The sequence below is a fragment of the Nocardiopsis eucommiae genome, from assembly GCF_965344335.1.
In the GTDB taxonomy this organism is placed as follows: domain Bacteria; phylum Actinomycetota; class Actinomycetes; order Streptosporangiales; family Streptosporangiaceae; genus Nocardiopsis; species Nocardiopsis eucommiae.
Genome location: NZ_CBDRIY010000017.1, coordinates 24464 through 41854, shown reverse-complemented (window position 1 = coordinate 41854; position 17391 = coordinate 24464). Strand labels below are relative to the sequence as shown.

The 17391-nt window shown below is 71.5% G+C and carries 16 protein-coding genes; 10 read left to right on the top strand and 6 right to left on the bottom strand.

Features of this window, described 5'->3' with window-relative positions; genetic code table 11:
* Positions 1–58: 58 nt before the first annotated feature.
* On the bottom strand, positions 59–991 hold the full coding sequence (locus ACRWK8_RS13170; protein WP_431870501.1) for a DUF2797 domain-containing protein: 933 nt from the start codon (positions 989–991) through the stop codon (positions 59–61).
* A 329-nt stretch (positions 992–1320) separates the two neighbouring features.
* Positions 1321–2166 (bottom strand): universal stress protein, encoded by an 846-nt coding sequence (locus tag ACRWK8_RS13165; protein WP_431870499.1) that lies wholly within the window; start codon positions 2164–2166, stop codon positions 1321–1323.
* 410 nt (positions 2167–2576) lie between these two features.
* Between ACRWK8_RS13165 and ACRWK8_RS13160 the strand changes: the two genes are divergently transcribed.
* The gene (locus ACRWK8_RS13160) at positions 2577–2996 is read left to right on the top strand and encodes an Hsp20/alpha crystallin family protein (RefSeq protein ID WP_378735273.1); all 420 of its coding nucleotides are present in this window, start codon (positions 2577–2579) and stop codon (positions 2994–2996) included.
* A gap of 65 nt (positions 2997–3061) precedes the next feature.
* Positions 3062–5428: a glycoside hydrolase family 65 protein gene (locus ACRWK8_RS13155; RefSeq protein WP_431870497.1), complete on the top strand. Its 2367-nt coding sequence runs from the start codon at positions 3062–3064 to the stop codon at positions 5426–5428.
* 78 nt (positions 5429–5506) lie between these two features.
* Here ACRWK8_RS13155 and ACRWK8_RS13150 read toward each other — a convergent pair whose 3' ends face one another.
* On the bottom strand, positions 5507–6541 hold the full coding sequence (locus tag ACRWK8_RS13150; protein ID WP_431870495.1) for a universal stress protein: 1035 nt from the start codon (positions 6539–6541) through the stop codon (positions 5507–5509).
* 312 nt (positions 6542–6853) lie between these two features.
* On the opposite strand from ACRWK8_RS13150, the gene ACRWK8_RS13145 reads away from it, so the two are divergent.
* The 3 genes from ACRWK8_RS13145 to ACRWK8_RS13135 all read left to right on the top strand — a co-directional run bounded on the left by ACRWK8_RS13145 (position 6854) and on the right by ACRWK8_RS13135 (position 9378).
* A complete protein-coding gene (locus ACRWK8_RS13145) occupies positions 6854–7534 on the top strand; it encodes a pyridoxamine 5'-phosphate oxidase family protein (RefSeq protein ID WP_431870493.1) in 681 nt (226 codons plus the stop codon).
* Positions 7535–7696: 162 nt separating this feature from the next.
* Positions 7697–8368, top strand: a complete 672-nt coding sequence (locus tag ACRWK8_RS13140; RefSeq protein ID WP_431870491.1) for a response regulator transcription factor — start codon at positions 7697–7699, stop codon at positions 8366–8368.
* 110 nt (positions 8369–8478) lie between these two features.
* Positions 8479–9378, top strand: a complete 900-nt coding sequence (locus tag ACRWK8_RS13135; protein WP_431870489.1) for a universal stress protein — start codon at positions 8479–8481, stop codon at positions 9376–9378.
* A gap of 84 nt (positions 9379–9462) precedes the next feature.
* Here the strand turns inward: ACRWK8_RS13135 and ACRWK8_RS13130 are convergent, their stop codons facing one another.
* Positions 9463–10218 carry an HAD family hydrolase gene (locus ACRWK8_RS13130; RefSeq protein WP_431870487.1) on the bottom strand — a complete coding sequence of 252 codons (756 nt, stop codon included), beginning with the start codon at positions 10216–10218 and terminating at the stop codon, positions 9463–9465.
* An 84-nt stretch (positions 10219–10302) separates the two neighbouring features.
* Entirely contained in the window at positions 10303–11313 is a 1011-nt protein-coding gene (locus tag ACRWK8_RS13125; RefSeq protein WP_431870485.1) for a zinc-dependent alcohol dehydrogenase family protein, read from the bottom strand.
* A gap of 145 nt (positions 11314–11458) precedes the next feature.
* On the opposite strand from ACRWK8_RS13125, the gene ACRWK8_RS13120 reads away from it, so the two are divergent.
* A complete protein-coding gene (locus ACRWK8_RS13120; RefSeq protein ID WP_431870483.1) occupies positions 11459–12313 on the top strand; it encodes a universal stress protein in 855 nt (284 codons plus the stop codon).
* Positions 12314–12432: 119 nt separating this feature from the next.
* Here ACRWK8_RS13120 and ACRWK8_RS13115 read toward each other — a convergent pair whose 3' ends face one another.
* On the bottom strand, positions 12433–13365 hold the full coding sequence (locus ACRWK8_RS13115) for a universal stress protein (protein ID WP_431870481.1): 933 nt from the start codon (positions 13363–13365) through the stop codon (positions 12433–12435).
* Positions 13366–13812: 447 nt separating this feature from the next.
* Here ACRWK8_RS13115 and ACRWK8_RS13110 point away from each other — a divergent pair, with 447 nt between their 5' ends.
* From ACRWK8_RS13110 to ACRWK8_RS13095, 4 genes are read left to right on the top strand one after another with little or no spacing between them, the layout of a single operon-like run.
* Positions 13813–14199 carry a universal stress protein gene (locus ACRWK8_RS13110; protein WP_431870479.1) on the top strand — a complete coding sequence of 129 codons (387 nt, stop codon included), beginning with the start codon at positions 13813–13815 and terminating at the stop codon, positions 14197–14199.
* Between the two features lie 31 nt (positions 14200–14230).
* Entirely contained in the window at positions 14231–15241 is a 1011-nt protein-coding gene (locus ACRWK8_RS13105) for a Bug family tripartite tricarboxylate transporter substrate binding protein (RefSeq protein WP_431870477.1), read from the top strand.
* A 25-nt stretch (positions 15242–15266) separates the two neighbouring features.
* Positions 15267–15812: a tripartite tricarboxylate transporter TctB family protein gene (locus tag ACRWK8_RS13100; RefSeq protein WP_378735297.1), complete on the top strand. Its 546-nt coding sequence runs from the start codon at positions 15267–15269 to the stop codon at positions 15810–15812.
* A gap of 1 nt (position 15813) precedes the next feature.
* Complete coding sequence (locus tag ACRWK8_RS13095) at positions 15814–17370, top strand: tripartite tricarboxylate transporter permease (RefSeq protein WP_431870474.1); 1557 nt, start codon at positions 15814–15816, stop codon at positions 17368–17370.
* Positions 17371–17391 lie beyond the last annotated feature (21 nt).

Below are 17391 nucleotides of genomic sequence, written 5' to 3'. Positions count from 1 at the left end.
CCACGGGTCCCCGTCCCGGGGCTCCTCGTTCCCCCAGTGAGCCCCACGGGTCCCGGGGTCAGAACAGGGTGAGCGCGCCGCCGGGCGCGTCCTCGGCGGTGACCGGGGCGAGGGTCCGGCCGACGAGTCGGCTCAGGTCGGCGCAGTGGCGGGGCGCGTCCGGTCCGGGTTCGGTGGAGAACACGGCCACGGGGCCCGCTACCCCGGTGACGAGCGGCCGGTGGGTGCCCCGCGTGAGGTCGCCGGGGTAGGCGAGCACGGGTGCGGTCGCGAAGACGGCGGTGGAGCAGGCGGGCCGAACCCAGGGTTCGGGGGCGGCGAGCACCTCGGTGCCGGACCCCTGGTCGGTGACCGTGTCCAGGTAGGGGGTGACGCGGGCGGCGAGGGCCGTCAGCTTCCCGAGGAGCGCGGTGGTGTCGACGCCGGTCTGGAGGCCGAGGACCTTGCGGCGGGTCTGGACCTGCTCGGGCAGCCCGAAGTGCCGGGAGACGGCCGATTCCAGGGTGCGGACGGTGAGGCCGTCCGTCGTCCGGGCCAGGTAGAGGGCGGCGACGGGTCCCTGTTCGGCCAGGCGGCTGTGGCGGCGCGCGTCGGCGGCGGTGCCTACCTTGGTCGTGCCGTCGGCGAAGACGTCCAGGTAGAGCCAGTGCGGCTGCCGCAGGTAGTCGCGGATGTTCTCGGGCAGCGCGTCGGGGGTGCGGTGGGCCTGATGGGCGGCGACGAACCCCTCCCTGTACTGGCAGCGTCGGCACTGCCTGCCCCGGGTGACGGTCTCGTCGGTACGGCAGCGCACGTGCCTGCCCTCGGCTCCGGTCAGGTCGAACCAGCCGACGCAGCGCCGCTGCTCCCCCTCCACACGGAAGGAGTGCTCGCCCAGGAGGGGGTGGAGCAGGCTGTGTCCGGGGCGGTCGGGGTCGCTGGTGCGCAGGCGGGGAGTGTCGGGGTCGCTCCAGTCCAGGCCGAGAAGGGTGAGGGGTGCGGTCGGGTGCATACCGGGCTCCGGTGCGGGGTCGCTTGGATACGAGGTGGGGCGTACGGGGCTTGGTCGAGGATGCCGATGTGCCGGGAGGAGTGTGCGCGGGCGGTCGTCGTGGTGAGGTCCCCGCTCCGGTCCTCCGGTTCACCACGACGAAGTGTGCCGGAACTCCGGAGGAGGAACGCACGGGGTGAACCAGGAGGGCTCCCCTCCCCGTGGGGGTGACGAGGAGACGTGAGTCCCCTGACAGGCTGGGTGCCGCCGGGTTCAGCCACGCCGAGAGGTCCGCCCCGAGAGCGAGGATGACCGCTGGCGGTTGCACACCGTTCCCCATGACCCGCCCGTCAGTCCCTGGAACCGTGCACCACCATCACCGGCCGATCGGACCGGTTCAGGACTCCGCGGGCGACCCCTCCCAACGCGAGTTCGGCGAATCCGTGCTCCCCGCGCGCCCCCACCACCACCATCCGCGTGTGCCGGTCGTCGGCCAACAGCGCCGTCACCGGGTGCTCACGACGGACCTCGCGCAACACGACGACGTCGGGGAACTCCTCCAACACTGGCTTCAGCGCCGACTCCAGGTTCTCCCGGCGCCAGCGTTTCAGTTCCTGTTCCGCCTCCGACCCCCTCGGGACCATGGACTCCGGAGCAGTCCAGGCCCACACCGCGCGGACCCGATCTCCGTGTCCTTGAGCCGTCTCCACGGCCGTGAGGGCCGCGTGCTTGGAGCGGGATGAACCGTCCACCCCCACCACGACGTCGCGAGCCTCCGTCGGCACCGGCTCGTGCGGGACCAGGACCACCGGGACCGGGGCGTGGGCCGCCACCTGGTCGGCCACGGTGCCCGGCCAACGGCCGGGGAGGTCACTGGTGCCGTGTCTGCCGAGCACGACCAGCGAGACCGACGCGGCCCGCTCCAACAACACCTTGGAGGGTGAGGAACCGGCGAGTTCCTCTCCCACCACCTCGACACCGGGCATGAACGCCGACATGCGGTTCCTCGTCCGCTCCACCACGCTCTCGGCCTCCTGTCTGAGGCGTTCCGTGGCCCGGGCCGTCGGCCAGCCCGGGTCAAAGACACACACGACGACGGCCCGGGCTCCCCGGTCGCGCGCCTCCTCACTCGCCCACACCGCCGCTGCCAGCGCCGCCCGTGATCCGTCGGTTCCGACGAGGACGTCCCCGCTCATCGGCCACCCCCTTATCTGCCCTGGTGTCCAGTGTGTGCCCGAACACGCGCGCCCCGCCCAGCCCAACGTCCGCGCCGACGGGCCCTGTGTCCCTCTCCCCCGGGACCGTCGTCCCCTATGCGGGACTCCGCCCGGTGTGCCGCGCGGCGCACCCGCGCACCGTCGACGAACGCCTGGGCTGGGAGACACCCCGACGCCCGTGGCGCTCCGGAACGTGACGTCGCCGTCCACACCAGCGCCGGGCGCCCTCCCCCGGCGTCCGGAACGCAGGCCCGCGTCACGACGAAGGTCCCGGTCGCTCACAGCCTTCGCCCCCTGACGGAAACGTGGTGGGAGCGTTGAATGGGAGATCAGCGGTCGGGACCGACCGGCCCGAGGAGCCCGCCGGGCCCTGACAGAGGAGGTGCGACATGAACGCGGTCTCCCGTGGGGAGGGGCTGACACGCTTCCCGGATCCGTGGGACGTGGATCCTCCGTCCCCGTCATCACGTACGTCGTCGTACCTGCGGGTGGAGACCTCGGTCAACGATCACCTCTACGTCGTTCGAGTGGAGGCACCCGGCGTGGACCCGCAGCGCGACCTCAAGGTGACCGTCGAGCGCGGCACGATCACGATCGAGTGCGTGCGTACTGAGGGCACGACCGCACCGCTGTACACGGAGTTCCACTACGGCACCTTCAGCCGTACGCTCGTGCTGCCGGCCGAAGCCGACTGGGAGGACGTCACCGCGTCCTACGACCAGGGCATCCTGGAAGTGCGCGTGGGCCTCTCGCGGGAGCCCGGGAGCAGCCGCACCGTGCCCATCTCCCGTGAGTCTCCGGAGGAGTAGCCCTCAAGCGCCAACGGTCGGGGCGGCGTTCCTGGTCGCGCGGACCATACGCGGGAGGTGACCTCGTGGACCCCTGGACACTGGAATACGAGGGGCCGGATCCGCAGGGGGCTCTGGTGCGGGAGACCCTGTGCACCTTGGGCAACGGTTACTTCGCCACGCGTGGCGCGCCCCCGGAGGCGGGCGCCGGTTCGACGTGTTACCCGGGGACCTATGTGGCGGGCTGCTACGACCGCGCCGTTTCCACGGTCGCCGACCGCCGTGTGGACAACGAGGACCTGGTCAACGTGCCGAACTGGCTGCCCTTGACGTTCCGCCCGGAGGACGGCGACTGGTTCGGAGAACCCGCTGCGGGCCTCCCCCAACGCACCGAACTGGACATGCGTCGAGGAACACTGACCCGTACCTTCCACACGGTGCACGCGGGCAGGAGGACCCACGTGACCCAGTGTCGGCTGGTGTCGATGGACGACCCCCACCTGGCGACCCTGCGGACCACGCTGACCCCGGAGAACTGGGCCGGGACCGTGGTCGTGCGCTCGGCCCTGGACGGCACCGTGTCCAACCGTGGGGTGGCCCGCTACCGGGACCTGAACGGGAGGCACCTCGCCCCGCTGGGCGCGGGGTCCGAGAACACGGGGACCGCGTGGCTCCGCTGCCGGACCCTGACATCGGGGGTCGAGATCGTGCTCGCCTCCCGGACCCTGGTGACGCGGGACGGACGTGCCACGAGCTGCGCGACGCCGACCTCGGATAACTGGGCGGCCACGGACCTCACCCTGAACGTGCGCACGGGCGAGCCGACCACGGTGGAGAAGACCGTTGCCCTGTACACGTCCCGCGACCGCGCCGTCGGCGACTGCCTCGACGCGGCCCTCCACGCTCTGGACCGGGCCGGGGACTTCTCCGAGCTGGCCCGTCGCCACGAGGCCGCGTGGCGGCACCTGTGGGAGACCTGCGCCGTGGAGGTGGACGCGGAACGGGACCAGCGCCTCCTCAACCTCCACCTCTTCCACCTGCTCCAGACCCTGTCCCCGCACACGCCCGACCTCGATGTCGGGGTCCCCGCGAGGGGGCTGCACGGCGAGGCGTACCGGGGCCACGTCTTCTGGGACGAGGTGTTCGTCCTCCCGTTCCTCAACCTGCGGTTCCCGCAGACCGCTCGTGGCCTGCTGAGGTACCGGTGGCGAAGGCTCCCGCGAGCGCGTGCGAGCGCCCGCGCGGCGGGGCTGCGGGGCGCGCTCTTTCCCTGGCAGAGCGCGAGCGACGGTCGAGAGGAGACACAGGCACTCCACCTGAACCCGCGATCCGGTCACTGGCTTCCCGACAACTCCCACCTGCAGAGGCACGTCGGCCTCGCCGTGGCCTACAACGTCTGGCAGCACTACCGGGTGACCGGCGATGTCGCCTTCCTGTGCGAGTTCGGCGCCGAGTTGCTGCTGGAGGTCGCACGTGCCTTCGCGGACATGGCTGTCTTCGACGAGGAACTGGACCGCTTCGTGATCCGTGGCGTCATGGGTCCCGACGAGTACCACGACGGTTATCCGGGGAAGGCGGTTCCCGGCCTGGACGACAACGCCTACACCAACGTCATGACCGTGTGGGTTCTCCTGCGCGCTCTCGACATCCTCCGAACGCTGCCCGGCCCGTTCCGCGAGGAGCTTCAGGAGTCCCTCGGCCTCGAAGCCGACGAGATCGCTCGGTTCGAGTCGGTCTCACGCGGGTTGCACGTCCCCTTCCATGAGGGAGTCATCAGTCAGTTCGCCCACTACGAGGACCTGGACGAGCTCGACTGGGAGGCGTACCAGGGCGTCCGGCGTCTGGACCGCGCGCTGGAGGCCGAGGGGGACGACTGCAACCACTACCGGGCCGCCAAACAGGCCGACGTCCTCATGCTGTTCCTCCTCCTCTCCGAGGAGGAGATCACCGACATCCTGGAACGCCTCGGACACGCCCGCGACCCTGAGCTCGTCCCTCGCACGATCGACCACTACCTCGCACGCACCGCCCACGGGTCCAGCCTCAGCTCGGTGGCGCACGCCTGGGTACTCTCCCGAACCGATCGCGAGGCCTCCTGGGAGTTCTTCCGCGATGCGCTGGGCACGGACGTCGAGGGCGCTCCGGACGGGAGCACGGCCGAGGGCATCCACATGGGGGCGATGGCGGGCACGGTCGACATCCTGACCCGGTGCTACACCGGACTCGCCGTTCGGGAGGGCGTCCTGCACCTGAGCCCGCGGCTGCCCGCCGACCTGGACAGGCTCTCCTTCGGCCTGCGCTGCCTCCGGCAGGGGCGGGTACGGGTCGAGGTGTTCCGGGACCGCGTCCGTGTCTCCGTCCCCGCTTCGGGCGGACCGCCGGTCACCGTGCGGGTGGGGGTCCACCTGGTCCGTGTCCGTCCCGGAACGGCCTGTCTGCTTCCGTTGGCGTGAGCGTACTTCCGTAAGGTGGCGCGGTCGACCGTGGCGCGCTCTCCGACGGCCCGGAGCACCACCGGTCCCCCGTACCTCTCAGGGGTTCGGCACGACCACCACCGGCACCCGGGAGTTCTGCAGGACGGATTGGCTGACGGATCCGAGCAGCAGCCCGGTGATCCGACTCCGCCCTCGTGATCCCACGACGATGACGGCCGCGTCCGTCCGGCTCAGGAGCGCGTCGACCGCCCGTCCGGTGACCACCTCCACGTTCACGGGGACGTTCTCGGTGTTCGCACGGCGTGCTTCGTCCACCCACGCGAGGATGCGGGCCCTGGCGGTCCCCTTCCAGCTTTCCTGTGCCGCGGCGTCGATCTCCGGGTCCAGTGTGGTGTCGTCGATGGGCATCGGCAGCTCCAGCGCGTACAGCGCCACCAGTTCGCGTCCGGGCCGGGCCGCCTCCTCCAGCGCGAAGCGCAGGGCGACCATCGAACCGGAGGATCCGTCCAGACCGACCACCACGCGCCACCGGCCGTCCCCCGCCGCCGGTCGTGTGTCCGCGTCCGCGCCGCGTTCGGCCCGCTCCTCCGGTGGTGTCTCCACGCCCCCGTGCCGCTCGGGCACCACGGCCACGGGGCAGTGGGCGTGGGCGCTGACACGTGCGCTGACGGAGCCCAGCAGGACCGCGAAGGCGCTCCCTCGGCCACGGGCGCCCACGACCACGAGAGCGGCGCCCTTCGAGGCGTCGATCAGGGCACGCGACGGCTCGGAGGACGAGAGCTCGGTACGCACCGCCAGTCCGGGACGCACCGGCGACGCGACGTTGTCGACGGCTTCGCGCAGCAGCTGTTCCCCCCACCCGTGGAGTTCCCGCCGCAGCGTGCTGATGGTGAAGCCCGGGGGCGTGGGGACGTCGGGGGTCCACACAGCGTGCAGGACCACCAGGCCCACACCTCTGGCGTCGGCCTCCCGGGTCGCCCAGCGGAGGGCCTCCAGGCTCGGCGCCGAACCGTCCACGCCCACCACGACCGGTCCGTCGTGGCGCGGTTCGTGACGGATCCCGTCGTTTTCGGCATCCGTGGACGCGGCGGCCGCCGCGTCCGCTCCTCGACTCTCAGGGCCGGTGATCATGGTCCCCCCGTTCCGTCACCACGCTTCCCGACGAGGCGCGTGACCGTCTCCGTGGCTGAGCCTCCCTCCCATTCTTCTCCCTCGCCCCGCTTCGGGGCCCGGGACGGAGGTCGCCGGGCCCGGGGACCGGCGTCCCGAGCCGCCCCTGTCACCAGCCACTCGGCGTCGTACCAGGGTGATACCGAAAGCGGACCGGGACCTCCGGCGCACGCGTCGGGCCGAACGCCTCGTGTACACGCACCTCGCAAACGGTGAGGACCCCGAGGGCAGGGCCCGGGCGAAGGGCCGTCAACGGCCAGGGAGGGAGTGGTCATGAGCCAGGAGGCCGACACGGACGGATCAGGCAGCGATCTCGGTCGCCGGGCGGCGACGCGCCGCAGAGAGCTGGGATTGACGAGGGAGGAGGTCGCCCGTCTCGCTGGCATGGACCCCGGATACGTGGCCTACCTCGAGGAGCACCCCTCCCGGATGACCCGGCCGACACTGGACCACCTCGCCGGGGCACTGGACACCACCCAGGACCACCTGTTGGGCGCGGACACCGATCTGCCACCCGGGACCGCGACCACCGCCGCGCCGGTGGCGACCACGACCTCCCTCCCGCCTTCACGGTGCATGCGCCTGATCGGCCCGGGGGGTGTGGGACGCATCGGGTTGAGGTCGGGCTCGGCCCCCGCCCCAGTCATCCTTCCGGTCAACTTCCTGGTCCGTGACGGCGCCATCGTCTTCAGGACCGCGGTCCACGGACTGATCGCGGGGAACCTCCCCGACGAGGTCGCCTTCGAGGTCGACCGCGTCGACGCAGCGACCAGTGAGGGGTGGAGCGTGCTCGTCGTCGGCCGCGCCGAACCGGTGACGGAGGAAGCGGAGACGGCTCGCCTCCGCCAGAGCGCCCCCCTGCGTCCCTGGGCGGGGGGCGAACACGACCTCTACGTGCGGGTGACGCCCCGAGACGTCAGCGGGCGGAGGGTGGGAGGTCGCGCGCTCCACTGAAGTGCACCCGCCGGTGCCCGCACGCGACACGAAGCCGCAGGTCAACGGATTCCGCGCCATCGACATGGGTATGAGCAGTGAAGACGTGACGCGACCCGGTCCCGTGGTGGGATACGGCCAAGCAGGCGTGTGAGCCCGTCACGGGTGGGAGAGTGTCGGCTGATGTCCGGTTCCGGTGGAGCTATCCGTGTCTTTCTCGTCGACGACCACGACGTGGTCAGACTGGGACTCCAGGCCCTCCTCCAGGGTGAGGAGGACATGACGGTGGTGGGCGAGGCCGCCACGGCTTCGGAGGCTCTGGGGCGCATACCCGCGGTGCGACCCGACGTCGCCGTCCTGGACGTGCGCCTACCCGACGGGGACGGGGTGGAGGTCTGCCGGGACCTGCGGGCCCGACTCCCCCGGTTGGCGTGTCTGATCCTCACGTCGTACTCCGACGACGAGGCCCTCTACGGTTCGGTGATGGCGGGTGCCGCGGGCTACGTCCTCAAACAGATCCACAACTCCGAACTGGTCGACGCCATCCGGACGGTGGCCTCCGGGGAGTCCCTGCTCGATCCCCACAGCACCACCCTCGTGTTGCGTCGGCTGCGTGAGGGAGCCGAGGCAGACGACCCCCTGAGCGGATTCTCCGAGAAGGAGCGCCGCGTGTTCGAACTCATCGGTGAGGGCCTGACCAACCGGCAGATCGGGGAACAGATGTTCCTGGCGGAGAAGACCGTCAAGAACCACGTCTCCAGCGTCCTGGCCAAGCTGGACATGCAGCGCCGCTCCCAGGCCGCCGCACACGCGGCGCGTCTGGGCGTTCGTCCTCTGCCCGACCGGCGTACGTGACCCCTGGTACGGACGCACGGGCCACCGCGCCGGGACGTCCGTCTCTGGAAGGGGAGTCCCCGCGCTCCTAGCGTGGTGTAGGGAGTTCCCGTTCGATCTGGGAGGCAGGAATGGCGGGAGGGACCCACGCGCCCGTCGTGGCGGCGGTCAACGGGTCACCAGCCAGTGAGCGAGCTGTCGACTGGGCAGCGGACGACGCCCACCGGCGCGGCCTCGGACTCCGTGTCGTCTACGCCTTCGACTGGCCGCTCTACCATTCGACACCGCGCGACCTTCCCGGCGGCTTCGACGCCGAGGAGTACGCACGGCGCATCGTCGACGACGCACGTCGGCGTGCGCTGGAGCGCGCGCCCGCGCTCGCGGTGGAGGCGGCCCACGTCACCGGCGACCCGGAACCGGTCCTGCTGGCCGAGAGCCAGCGGGCGCACAGTCTCGTGGTCGGCACGCACCACTTCTCGACCGTGGATCTCGTGATCCCCGGTTCGCTCACCATGGCTCTGCTGCTCTCGTCCTCCTGCCCGGTCGTGGCCGTACCCGACGTGGAGACCCTTCCTCTCAGGAATCGCGTGACCGTCGGCGTCGACGGTTCGGAGAACGCGCGGACGGCGTCCGAGTGGGCGTTCGAGGCGGCCGACGCCCGCGGCGCGGAGCTGTGCGCGATGTCCGTGTCCGAGGGGGTGTCCTGGGAACGGTTCGGCGGGGTCGAGGAACCGCCCGATCCCGGGATCGTCGACAGCCTGATCGCTTCGGCGGTCCAGGAGACCCACAGGATGCTCTCGGAGTCCATCGCGGGCGACAGGGACCGGTGGCCCCGGGTCCGGGTCGAGGAAGTGGTCAGGGTGGGGCACCCGACCGAGGAACTCCGGACCGCCTCGGGTGACAGCGACCTCCTGGTCGTGGGATCGCGCGGACGCGGGGGCTTCGCGTCGTTGCTCCTGGGGTCGGTCAGCAGGAGCATGATCTCGCACAGCCGCTGCCCGGTCGCGGTGGTGCGGACGCCCCGGCCTTGACGTCCGTCCAGGGGCAGGCTCGGACCGGGTCGGCCCCGCGTGACTTCGGCTCGGTACGCGTCCGGTCGCGGCGCCCGCGCCCGCTCACCCGCTCAAGGGCAGTAGTTCGGCCAGGTCGGACACCACCACGTGCGCCCCGCGCGCCACCATCTCCTCGCGAACTCCGCCGCGGTCGACCCCGATCACCAGACCGAATCCGCCCCGCACTCCCGCTTCCACGCCGACCACCGCGTCCTCCACGACCGCGGACTCACGCGGATCACGGCCCATCCGCCGGACCGCCTCCAGGAAGAGTGCCGGGTCGGGCTTCGGGGACAGGCCCAGCCGGGCAGCCTCCACACCGTCCACCGTGACGTCGAAGAGGCCGTCCACCCGGGCCGCGCGCAACACCCTCGCGCAGTTGCGGCTGGCCGAGACGGCCGCGACCGGAACACCCCACGAGCGCAGCGCGCGTACGAAAGCGACGGTTCCCTCGAAGGCTCGGACCCCCCTTCGGCGCACGAGGTCGAGGAAGCGGCGGTCCTTGCGGGCGGCCAGCTCCGCCACCGTCACCACGTCGCGCTCGCCCGGACCGGCCTCCTCGGGCAGGTGGAGTCCCCGTGACGCGAGGAAACCGCGTACCCCCTCCTCGCGCGGGCGACCGTCGACATGGAGAAGGTAGTCCCAGCGGGAGTCGAAGGGACGGAACGGAGGCCCCTCGGAGACCGACCGGTCCAGGAGGTAGGCGTCGAACACCTCCTTCCATGCCTGCGCGTGCACCGACGCGGTGGCGGTGATGACGCCGTCCGTGTCGAGGACCACGGAGCGTAGGCGGTCCCACGGCACACCCGCGTCACGCATGGGCTCCGTCCCCCTGGTCGTCGCTCTCTCTGATCGCGGACGCCGGCGCCCGCTCCCCCGGTCTCGTAGCCAGGGCGTCCCGTCTCAGGGCAGCAGCACCGCGGCGCCCCTGACCCGGTCGGCGGCGAGGTCGGCGAGTGCCTGGTCCGCCTCGTCCAACGGGTAGGGCGTCGTGGCCACGGTCAACGGGTTCCGCGCGGCGAAGTCCAAGAACTCCCGGGCGTCCGCCCGGGTGTTGGCCGTGACGCTGCGCAGTGTCCGTTCCTGGAACAGGTCCCTCTGGTAGTCGAGCCGGGGGATGTCGGTCAGGTGGATCCCGGCGACGGCGAGTGTCCCGCCCCGGTCCAACGCCCTGAGCGCGGCGGGTACGAGGTCACCGACGGGAGCGAAGAGAATCGCCGAGTCCAGCCGTTCCGGTGGGTCGTCGTAGGCTCCCGTGGCCGAATGACATCCGAGTTCCAGGGCCAGAGCACGGGCTTCTCGGGACCGTGTCATGACGTGAACCCGAGCGCCTCCGGCCAGGGCCACCTGCGCCGTGAGATGAGCGGACGCGCCGAAGCCGTAGATGCCCAGGACCCCCTGAGCGGGCAGCTCCGCGCGCTTCAGTGCCCTGTACCCGATCACACCGGCACAGAGGAGCGGCGCCGCCTCGATGTCGGAGAGGGTGTCAGGGAGGGGGTGCACGTACCTCTCGTCAGCGGTCAGGAACCGCGCGAAACCGCCGTCACGGTCCCACCCCGTGTAGGTGGAGTACGGACACAGGTTCTCGCTCCCACGGCGGCAGTAGGCGCAGACCCCGCACGTGGAGGCCAACCAGGCGACACCGACCCTGTCCCCGCGTGCGAACAGGCTCGCTCCTGGGCCACGAGCCTCGACCCGGCCGACGACCTCGTGTCCGGGCACCGTCCCCGGGTGCCGGGGCGGGAGGTCGCCTTCCGCCAGATGCAGGTCCGTTCGGCAGACCGCGCAGGCCAGGAGCTCGATCAACAGCTCACGATCTCCCGGTGCGGGAATCCGTCGGCTCACCCGTTCCAGGGGTTCGGTCTCGATCGCGCCCGGGGCCGTCACGGCCCAGGCCTGTGTCAGGCGTTCCACCCCTCAAGCGCACCATACGAGCCCCGGTGGGCCCAAGGGACGACGGTCCCGTGCCCGCAGGCCCTGTGGCCTGGCCTCCGGAACCTTCGTTCGTGTTCGACTCCGTGGCCCGGGAGTGACACTCGAGATGAGGAGAGGAGACCACATGACTGGGAACATCCTCGTCGGGACGGACGGCTCCAAGGCCGCCAGGACCGCCGCCGACTGGGCCATCGCCGAGGCACGGAGGAGCGGTGCCCGACTCACCGTCCTCTGCGTCTACGACCCCGACGCGTTCCACCGCCACGTGGTACGCCCCGCCAGTCTTCTGGAGGAGGAGGCGCGCAAGGCCGTGTGGGTGACGTCGGATCTCATCAGGGAGGTCGCCCCCGAGGTCGACGTCACCGGGGAGGTGCTCCCCGGGGGATCGCCCGCCAGGGAGATCCTGCGCGGGGCCGAGTCGAGTTCCCTGGTCGTCCTCGGCACCCATGGACTGAGCTCACTGCCCGGAGAGTGGCTGGGTACGGTGGCCGATCAGGTGGCGGCGCACTCGGCGGTTCCCGTCGTGCTGGTGCGCCCCGAGCCGGTACCCGAGCAGGCCCGCGACGTCGTCGTCGGAGTGGACGGATCACCCGGTTCCGCACACGCGGTCGAGGTGGCGCTGGAACACGCCGCGTCCGGCCGCGCTCGCGTCCGGGCGGTCTGGGCCTGGACCGCTCCGGAATCCCTGGTCCCAGCGGGGTCCACCGAGGAGGACGAACTGCGGCGGTGGCGGCACGAGAATCTGGAGTCGGTCCTGGACCCCCTGGTGGCCCGGGTACCGAGTGTCGAGGTCGTGCGGGAGGTCCGGCGCCAGCATCCGGTGAGCTCCCTGCTGGCGCACCCCCGCGACACGTGCCTGGTCGTAGTCGGCGCCCGTGGAGAGCACGGGTTCGCCCACCTGGCGCTGGGCGGTGTGGCCAGCGGTGTCATGCACCGGTCGATCCGTCCCGTCATGGTGGTGCACAGGCCCAGAACCTGAGAGGCCAGGGGCACTGTCCGACACGGTGTCGGATCCGGGCGTCTCGCCCGTCGCCGTGACCGACGAGGAAGTCGAGGCGAGAACCGGTTCCAGGGGGTCCTCACGCTCCGCGCCGGGGATCAGGCGGGAGCCCGAGCGACCACGACCGGTACCGTCGCATGGTGCAGGACCGTCCGGCTGACCGACCCCAAGAGCAGTCCGGCGAAACCGCCGCGTCCTCGGGTACCCACGACGATGAGGCCCGCCCGCTCCCCTCGGACCAACAACGCGTGGGCGGGTTGGTCACGGACCACCTCGACACTGCAGGGGACCTGCTCGGTGTGGGGCCCCCGAGCCTCCCGCACCATCGCCCGCACACTCTCCTGAGCGCCCGTTGCCTGGGCTTCGAGGACGGCTGTGTGAGGAGCGGGGTCCCACGTGGAGCCCCCGATGAGCACCGGCGCCTCCCAGGCGTGCACCACCACGAGGCCCGTCTCCGTACGCGCGGCCTCCTCGAGTGCGAACCGCAGGGCGACCTTCGCTCCGGACGATCCGTCCACGCCCACCACCACGGGTCGCCCGCCACCATGGCCTTCCGTGCCGGAGGCCGCTGAGGCGGGGACGACCGCGACGGGCGAGAAGGCGTGCGCACTGACCCGCGTACTCACCGACCCCAAGGAGAGTGGTGCGGCTCCGTTCGAGCCCCGCGAACCCACGACGACCATCGCGGCCGTGCGGGAGGCGGAGACCAACGCCTGCGTCGGAGCCAGGTCGGAGGTCTCGGCGCGCACATCCAGGCCGGGTCCGAACCGGGTGGCCACCCGCTCCGTCGCCGCCCGAAGAAGTTGCCTGGCCACGGCAGCGAGATCCCGTTTCGGGCTGCTTCCCTTCACGGAACCCGGTAGGGCGGGAACGTTGACCGAGTGGAGAACCAGCAGTCCCAGGCCACGGCTCTGGGCTTCGCCCGCTGCCCAGTCCAGAGCGGACTGACTGGCGGATGAATCGTCCACCCCCACGACGATGGCGTTCTCGCGGTTCCGAGGTTGGCCCCGCCCGTCGTCACGCGTACTCATCGAGAACTCCTTCCTCCGATTCGCGCGCATCCACCACCGCGCCCTGGAAGAGCGTCCGCGTCGGCCTCCGGCTCCTGCGGGAGCCCGCGAGAAAGCATCGCCACCGTGCACGGGGCCCCTCCATTCTCGCCAGCACTCCCCCTCGCGTTCGGGCGACGTCCGTCCCCGGATCACGCGACCTTCGTCCCGCGCCGTGTCCCGCGCCCGATCCGGAAGGGCACGCGCGAGCCCCCGGCCGCAGATGCGCCGGTGCGACAGACGGTCGCGCCGGGTCCACGACGGCCGTGGCCTTCGGCGCCGCAACACCTACGAGCGACCAGGGCGCACCGTGACGTTCCACGACGGTTTCCGCACGTTTTCCAGGGAGTTGACGAGATGCGACAAATGATACAGCCTATACACTACAGGCTGTGACGCTGGTCACGGCAGTGTTCGAGGAGGAACAGGATGACGGTTGTACTGGCCCACGCCCCGGCGGACTCCGCCGAGGCCGCGTTCGAGGCCGCGGTGCGCCAGGCCGCGCTCCAGCAGTGGGAGCTGGTGATCGCCAACGCCGTCTCGAACGACGCCCCGGCCGATACCCACGCGGTGGACGGGGCGGCGCTACGAGACCTGGCCGAGCGGGCACGGGGGGAGGGCGTCCGGGCACGTCCGGTGCACCTGACCGACTCCGACGCGGCGGCGGCGCTCCGGGACCTGACCGAAGACGTCGAAGCGAACCTCCTGATCATCGGCGTCCGACGCCGCTCCGCGGTCGGCAAGCTCCTCATGGGCAGCACGGCCCAGCGCCTGATCCTGGAGGCCCGGTGCCCGATCCTCGCGGTGAAGTCATGACCGGCGTGGCGACGACGGGGAGGGAGGGCTCATGATCGGCGACAGGGGACTCATCGCCCCCGCCGTGGGCGCGGTCCTGGTACTGACGACCGGCTTCTTCGCGGTCCAGGACGCGGTGGGCCAGGAGGACGGCTCACGAGCCCGTTCCGCTCTGACCGTGATCGCCCCGGCCGCTGCCGGGGGCGGCTGGGACCTGGCCGCCCGTGAGTTCCAGCAGGCGACCAGGACCGAGTCGATCGTCAACAGCGTCCAGGTGGTGAACGTCCCCGGCGCTGGAGGCACCATCGGTCTGGGCCAGTTGCGGCGGTTGGAGGCCGACCCCACCACGGTGATGATCACCGGAGCGGCGATGGTCGGCGGCGTGGAGATGGGCGGCTCCTCCGCCCGGCTCAGTGACGTGACCCCGATCGCCCGGCTGACCGACGACTTCCAGGTCATCGCGGTGCCCGCCGACTCACCGTGGGAGACGCTCGACGACTTCCTCGAGGACTGGCGGGAGGACCCCGACATCCCCGTCGGCGGAGGGTCGGCGGGCTCCCCCGACCACCTGGTCGCCGGTCAGCTGGCCGAGGCGGCCGAACTTGACCCTGCCGGGCTGCACTACACCCCGCACGCGGGCGGCGGCGAGCTCACCCTGTCCCTGCTCTCGGACGCCCACGGCACGGTGCGGATCGGCGTGAGCGGGTTCAACGACTTCCGTGACCTCATCGAGGGCGAACGCCTGCGCGCCCTGGCCGTGGTCGCCCCCGAGCGACTCGAAGGGGTGGACGTACCCACCGCCGCCGAGCTCGGCTACCCCTCCGTGAACCTGGTCAACTGGCGCGGCGTCGTCGCGGCCCCCGGCATCTCCGAGGAGGAGCGGTCCGAACTGCTGGAGATCACCGAGGAGATGTACCAGGCGCCGTCCTGGCAGGAGGCGATCGACCGCAACCGGTGGGACCCCAGCTGGGCGGGGCCGGAGGAGTTCGGCGGCTTCATCTCCGAGGAGGAGACCCGCATCCGCGCGCTCATGATCGACCTCGGCCTCATCGACGAGGCCTGAGGACCAGGACCCCACGGAGGAGAACATGTCCGACACCACGCTCGACCAGTCCCCAGCCGCCGACCCCCCGGAGGAAGCCGGACCCGCCCGCCCCCTCTCCTTCTGGGAGGGGCGCGGCGAACTGCTCATCGGCGCCGTCCTGCTGCTCATGGCCGTCGTCCTGACCCTGGGCAACCTCGGGATGGACGTCATCGGTGACGGAGGCCCGCTGGGCCCGCAGGGCTTCGGCTGGTTCGTCGCCGCGCTCGCGACGGTCATCGGCACGCTCCTGATCGCCGCGGCACTGCGGCGCACCCCCGAGCGCCGTCGGGCCCTGGCCACCCAGGAGCGCACCAACTGGCGCGCCGTGGCCCTGGTGATGCTCGGCCTCGTCGCCTTCAGCGCGCTGATCGACGTCGTCGGCTGGCTCGTCATGGCCACCGTGATGTTCGCGGCCGTGGCCACCGGGTTGGGAAACCGCAACCTGACGCGCAACCTCACCGTCGGCTTCGTCATGGCGGCGACCATCCAGATCGTCTTCAGCGGCCTGCTCGACCTCAACCTCCCCTCCGGTCTGCTGGGGGGTTGGTGACATGGACCAGCTGACCCACCTGCTCGGCGGGTTCGGGGACGTCCTCACCCCGATGAACCTGGTGTGGATCACGCTCGGCGCGTTCCTGGGCACCGCGGTGGGCGTGCTGCCCGGCCTGGGATCGGCCATGGCGGTGGCGCTGCTCCTGCCGATGACCTTCACGCTGGACCCGCTGGCGGCCCTGATCCTGTTCAGCGGCGTCTACTTCGGTGGCCTCTTCGGGGACTCCACCGCGGGCATCCTGATGAACACCCCGGGCAACAGCACCGCGATCGCCACCACCTTCGAGGGGCACGCCATGGCCCGCGCGGGGCGGGCCCCGCAGGCCCTGGCCACGTCCGCCATCGGCGCGTTCCTCGGCGGCCTCCTCGCCACCGTCCTGGTGGTGTTCTTCGCTCCGACCATGGCCGACCTGGCGACCCGGTTCGGCCCCGGCGAGTACTTCGCGCTGGCGTTGTTCGCCTTCGTCGCCATCTCGGCGATCGTCTCCGAGTCCCCCCTCAAGGGCCTGGCCGCTCTGGCGATCGGCCTGGCCCTGGCCCTGGTGGGCACCGACCAGTCCACCGGCACGGCACGCTTCACCTTCGAGGTTCCCGCGCTCTTCGACGGCATCAGCATCGTGGTGATCACCGTGGCCGTGCTCGCCGTGGGCGAGGTGCTCCACGCCGCCGGACGGGTGGGCCACCGAGGCGCGCACGAACTCGTCTCCTCGAAGGGACGGCCCTGGCTGTCGGGGCGGGAGTTCCGGGCGGCGCTGCCCGCCTGGCTGCGCGGCGCCGGCATCGGGGTGCCCTTCGGCATCATCCCCGCCGGCGGCGCCGAGGTCCCCACCTTCCTCGCGTACAGCACCGAACGCCAACTGGACAGGCGGCGCGGGAAGCCGCAGTTCGGCAAGGGCGCCATCCAGGGCGTGGCCGCGCCCGAGGCCGCGGGAAACGCCACGGCGGGGAGCGCCATGGGGGCACTGCTGTCCCTGGGCCTGCCGACCTCGGCGACCGCCGCCGTCCTGCTGGCCGCCTTCCAGCAGTACGGGATGCAGCCGGGCCCCCTGCTGTTCGAGCGCAACGGCGACGTCGTCTGGGCTCTGCTGGCCGGGCTCCTGCTGGCCACGGTGGTCCTGCTGATCATCAACCTGCCCTTCGCCCCGCTGTGGGCCAAGCTGCTGTTGCTGCCGCAGTCCTACCTCTACGCCGGGATCACCGTCTTCGCCAGCCTCGGTGTCTACGCCACTGGCGCCAGCAGGACCGACCTGGCCATCATGTGCGTCCTGGGGGCGCTGGCCTTCGTCATGCGACGCACCGGTGTTCCGCTGGCCCCGATCCTCATCGCGGTCATCCTGGGCCCGCTGGCCGAGTACTCCCTGCGTGACGCCATGGCCAACTCCGGCAACGACCCGCTCACGCTCATCAGCAGCCCCATCACCATCGCCCTGTACGGCCTGCTGCTGCTCGGGCTGGTCTGGACGGTGTGGCGACGGCTGCGTCCTGCCCACCCGGCCCGCCCCGTGGCCGAGGGCGAGGGCGAGACGGAGGAGACGGGAGAACACGACAGGGCCTGACGAGGACGCGCTCCACGTCGA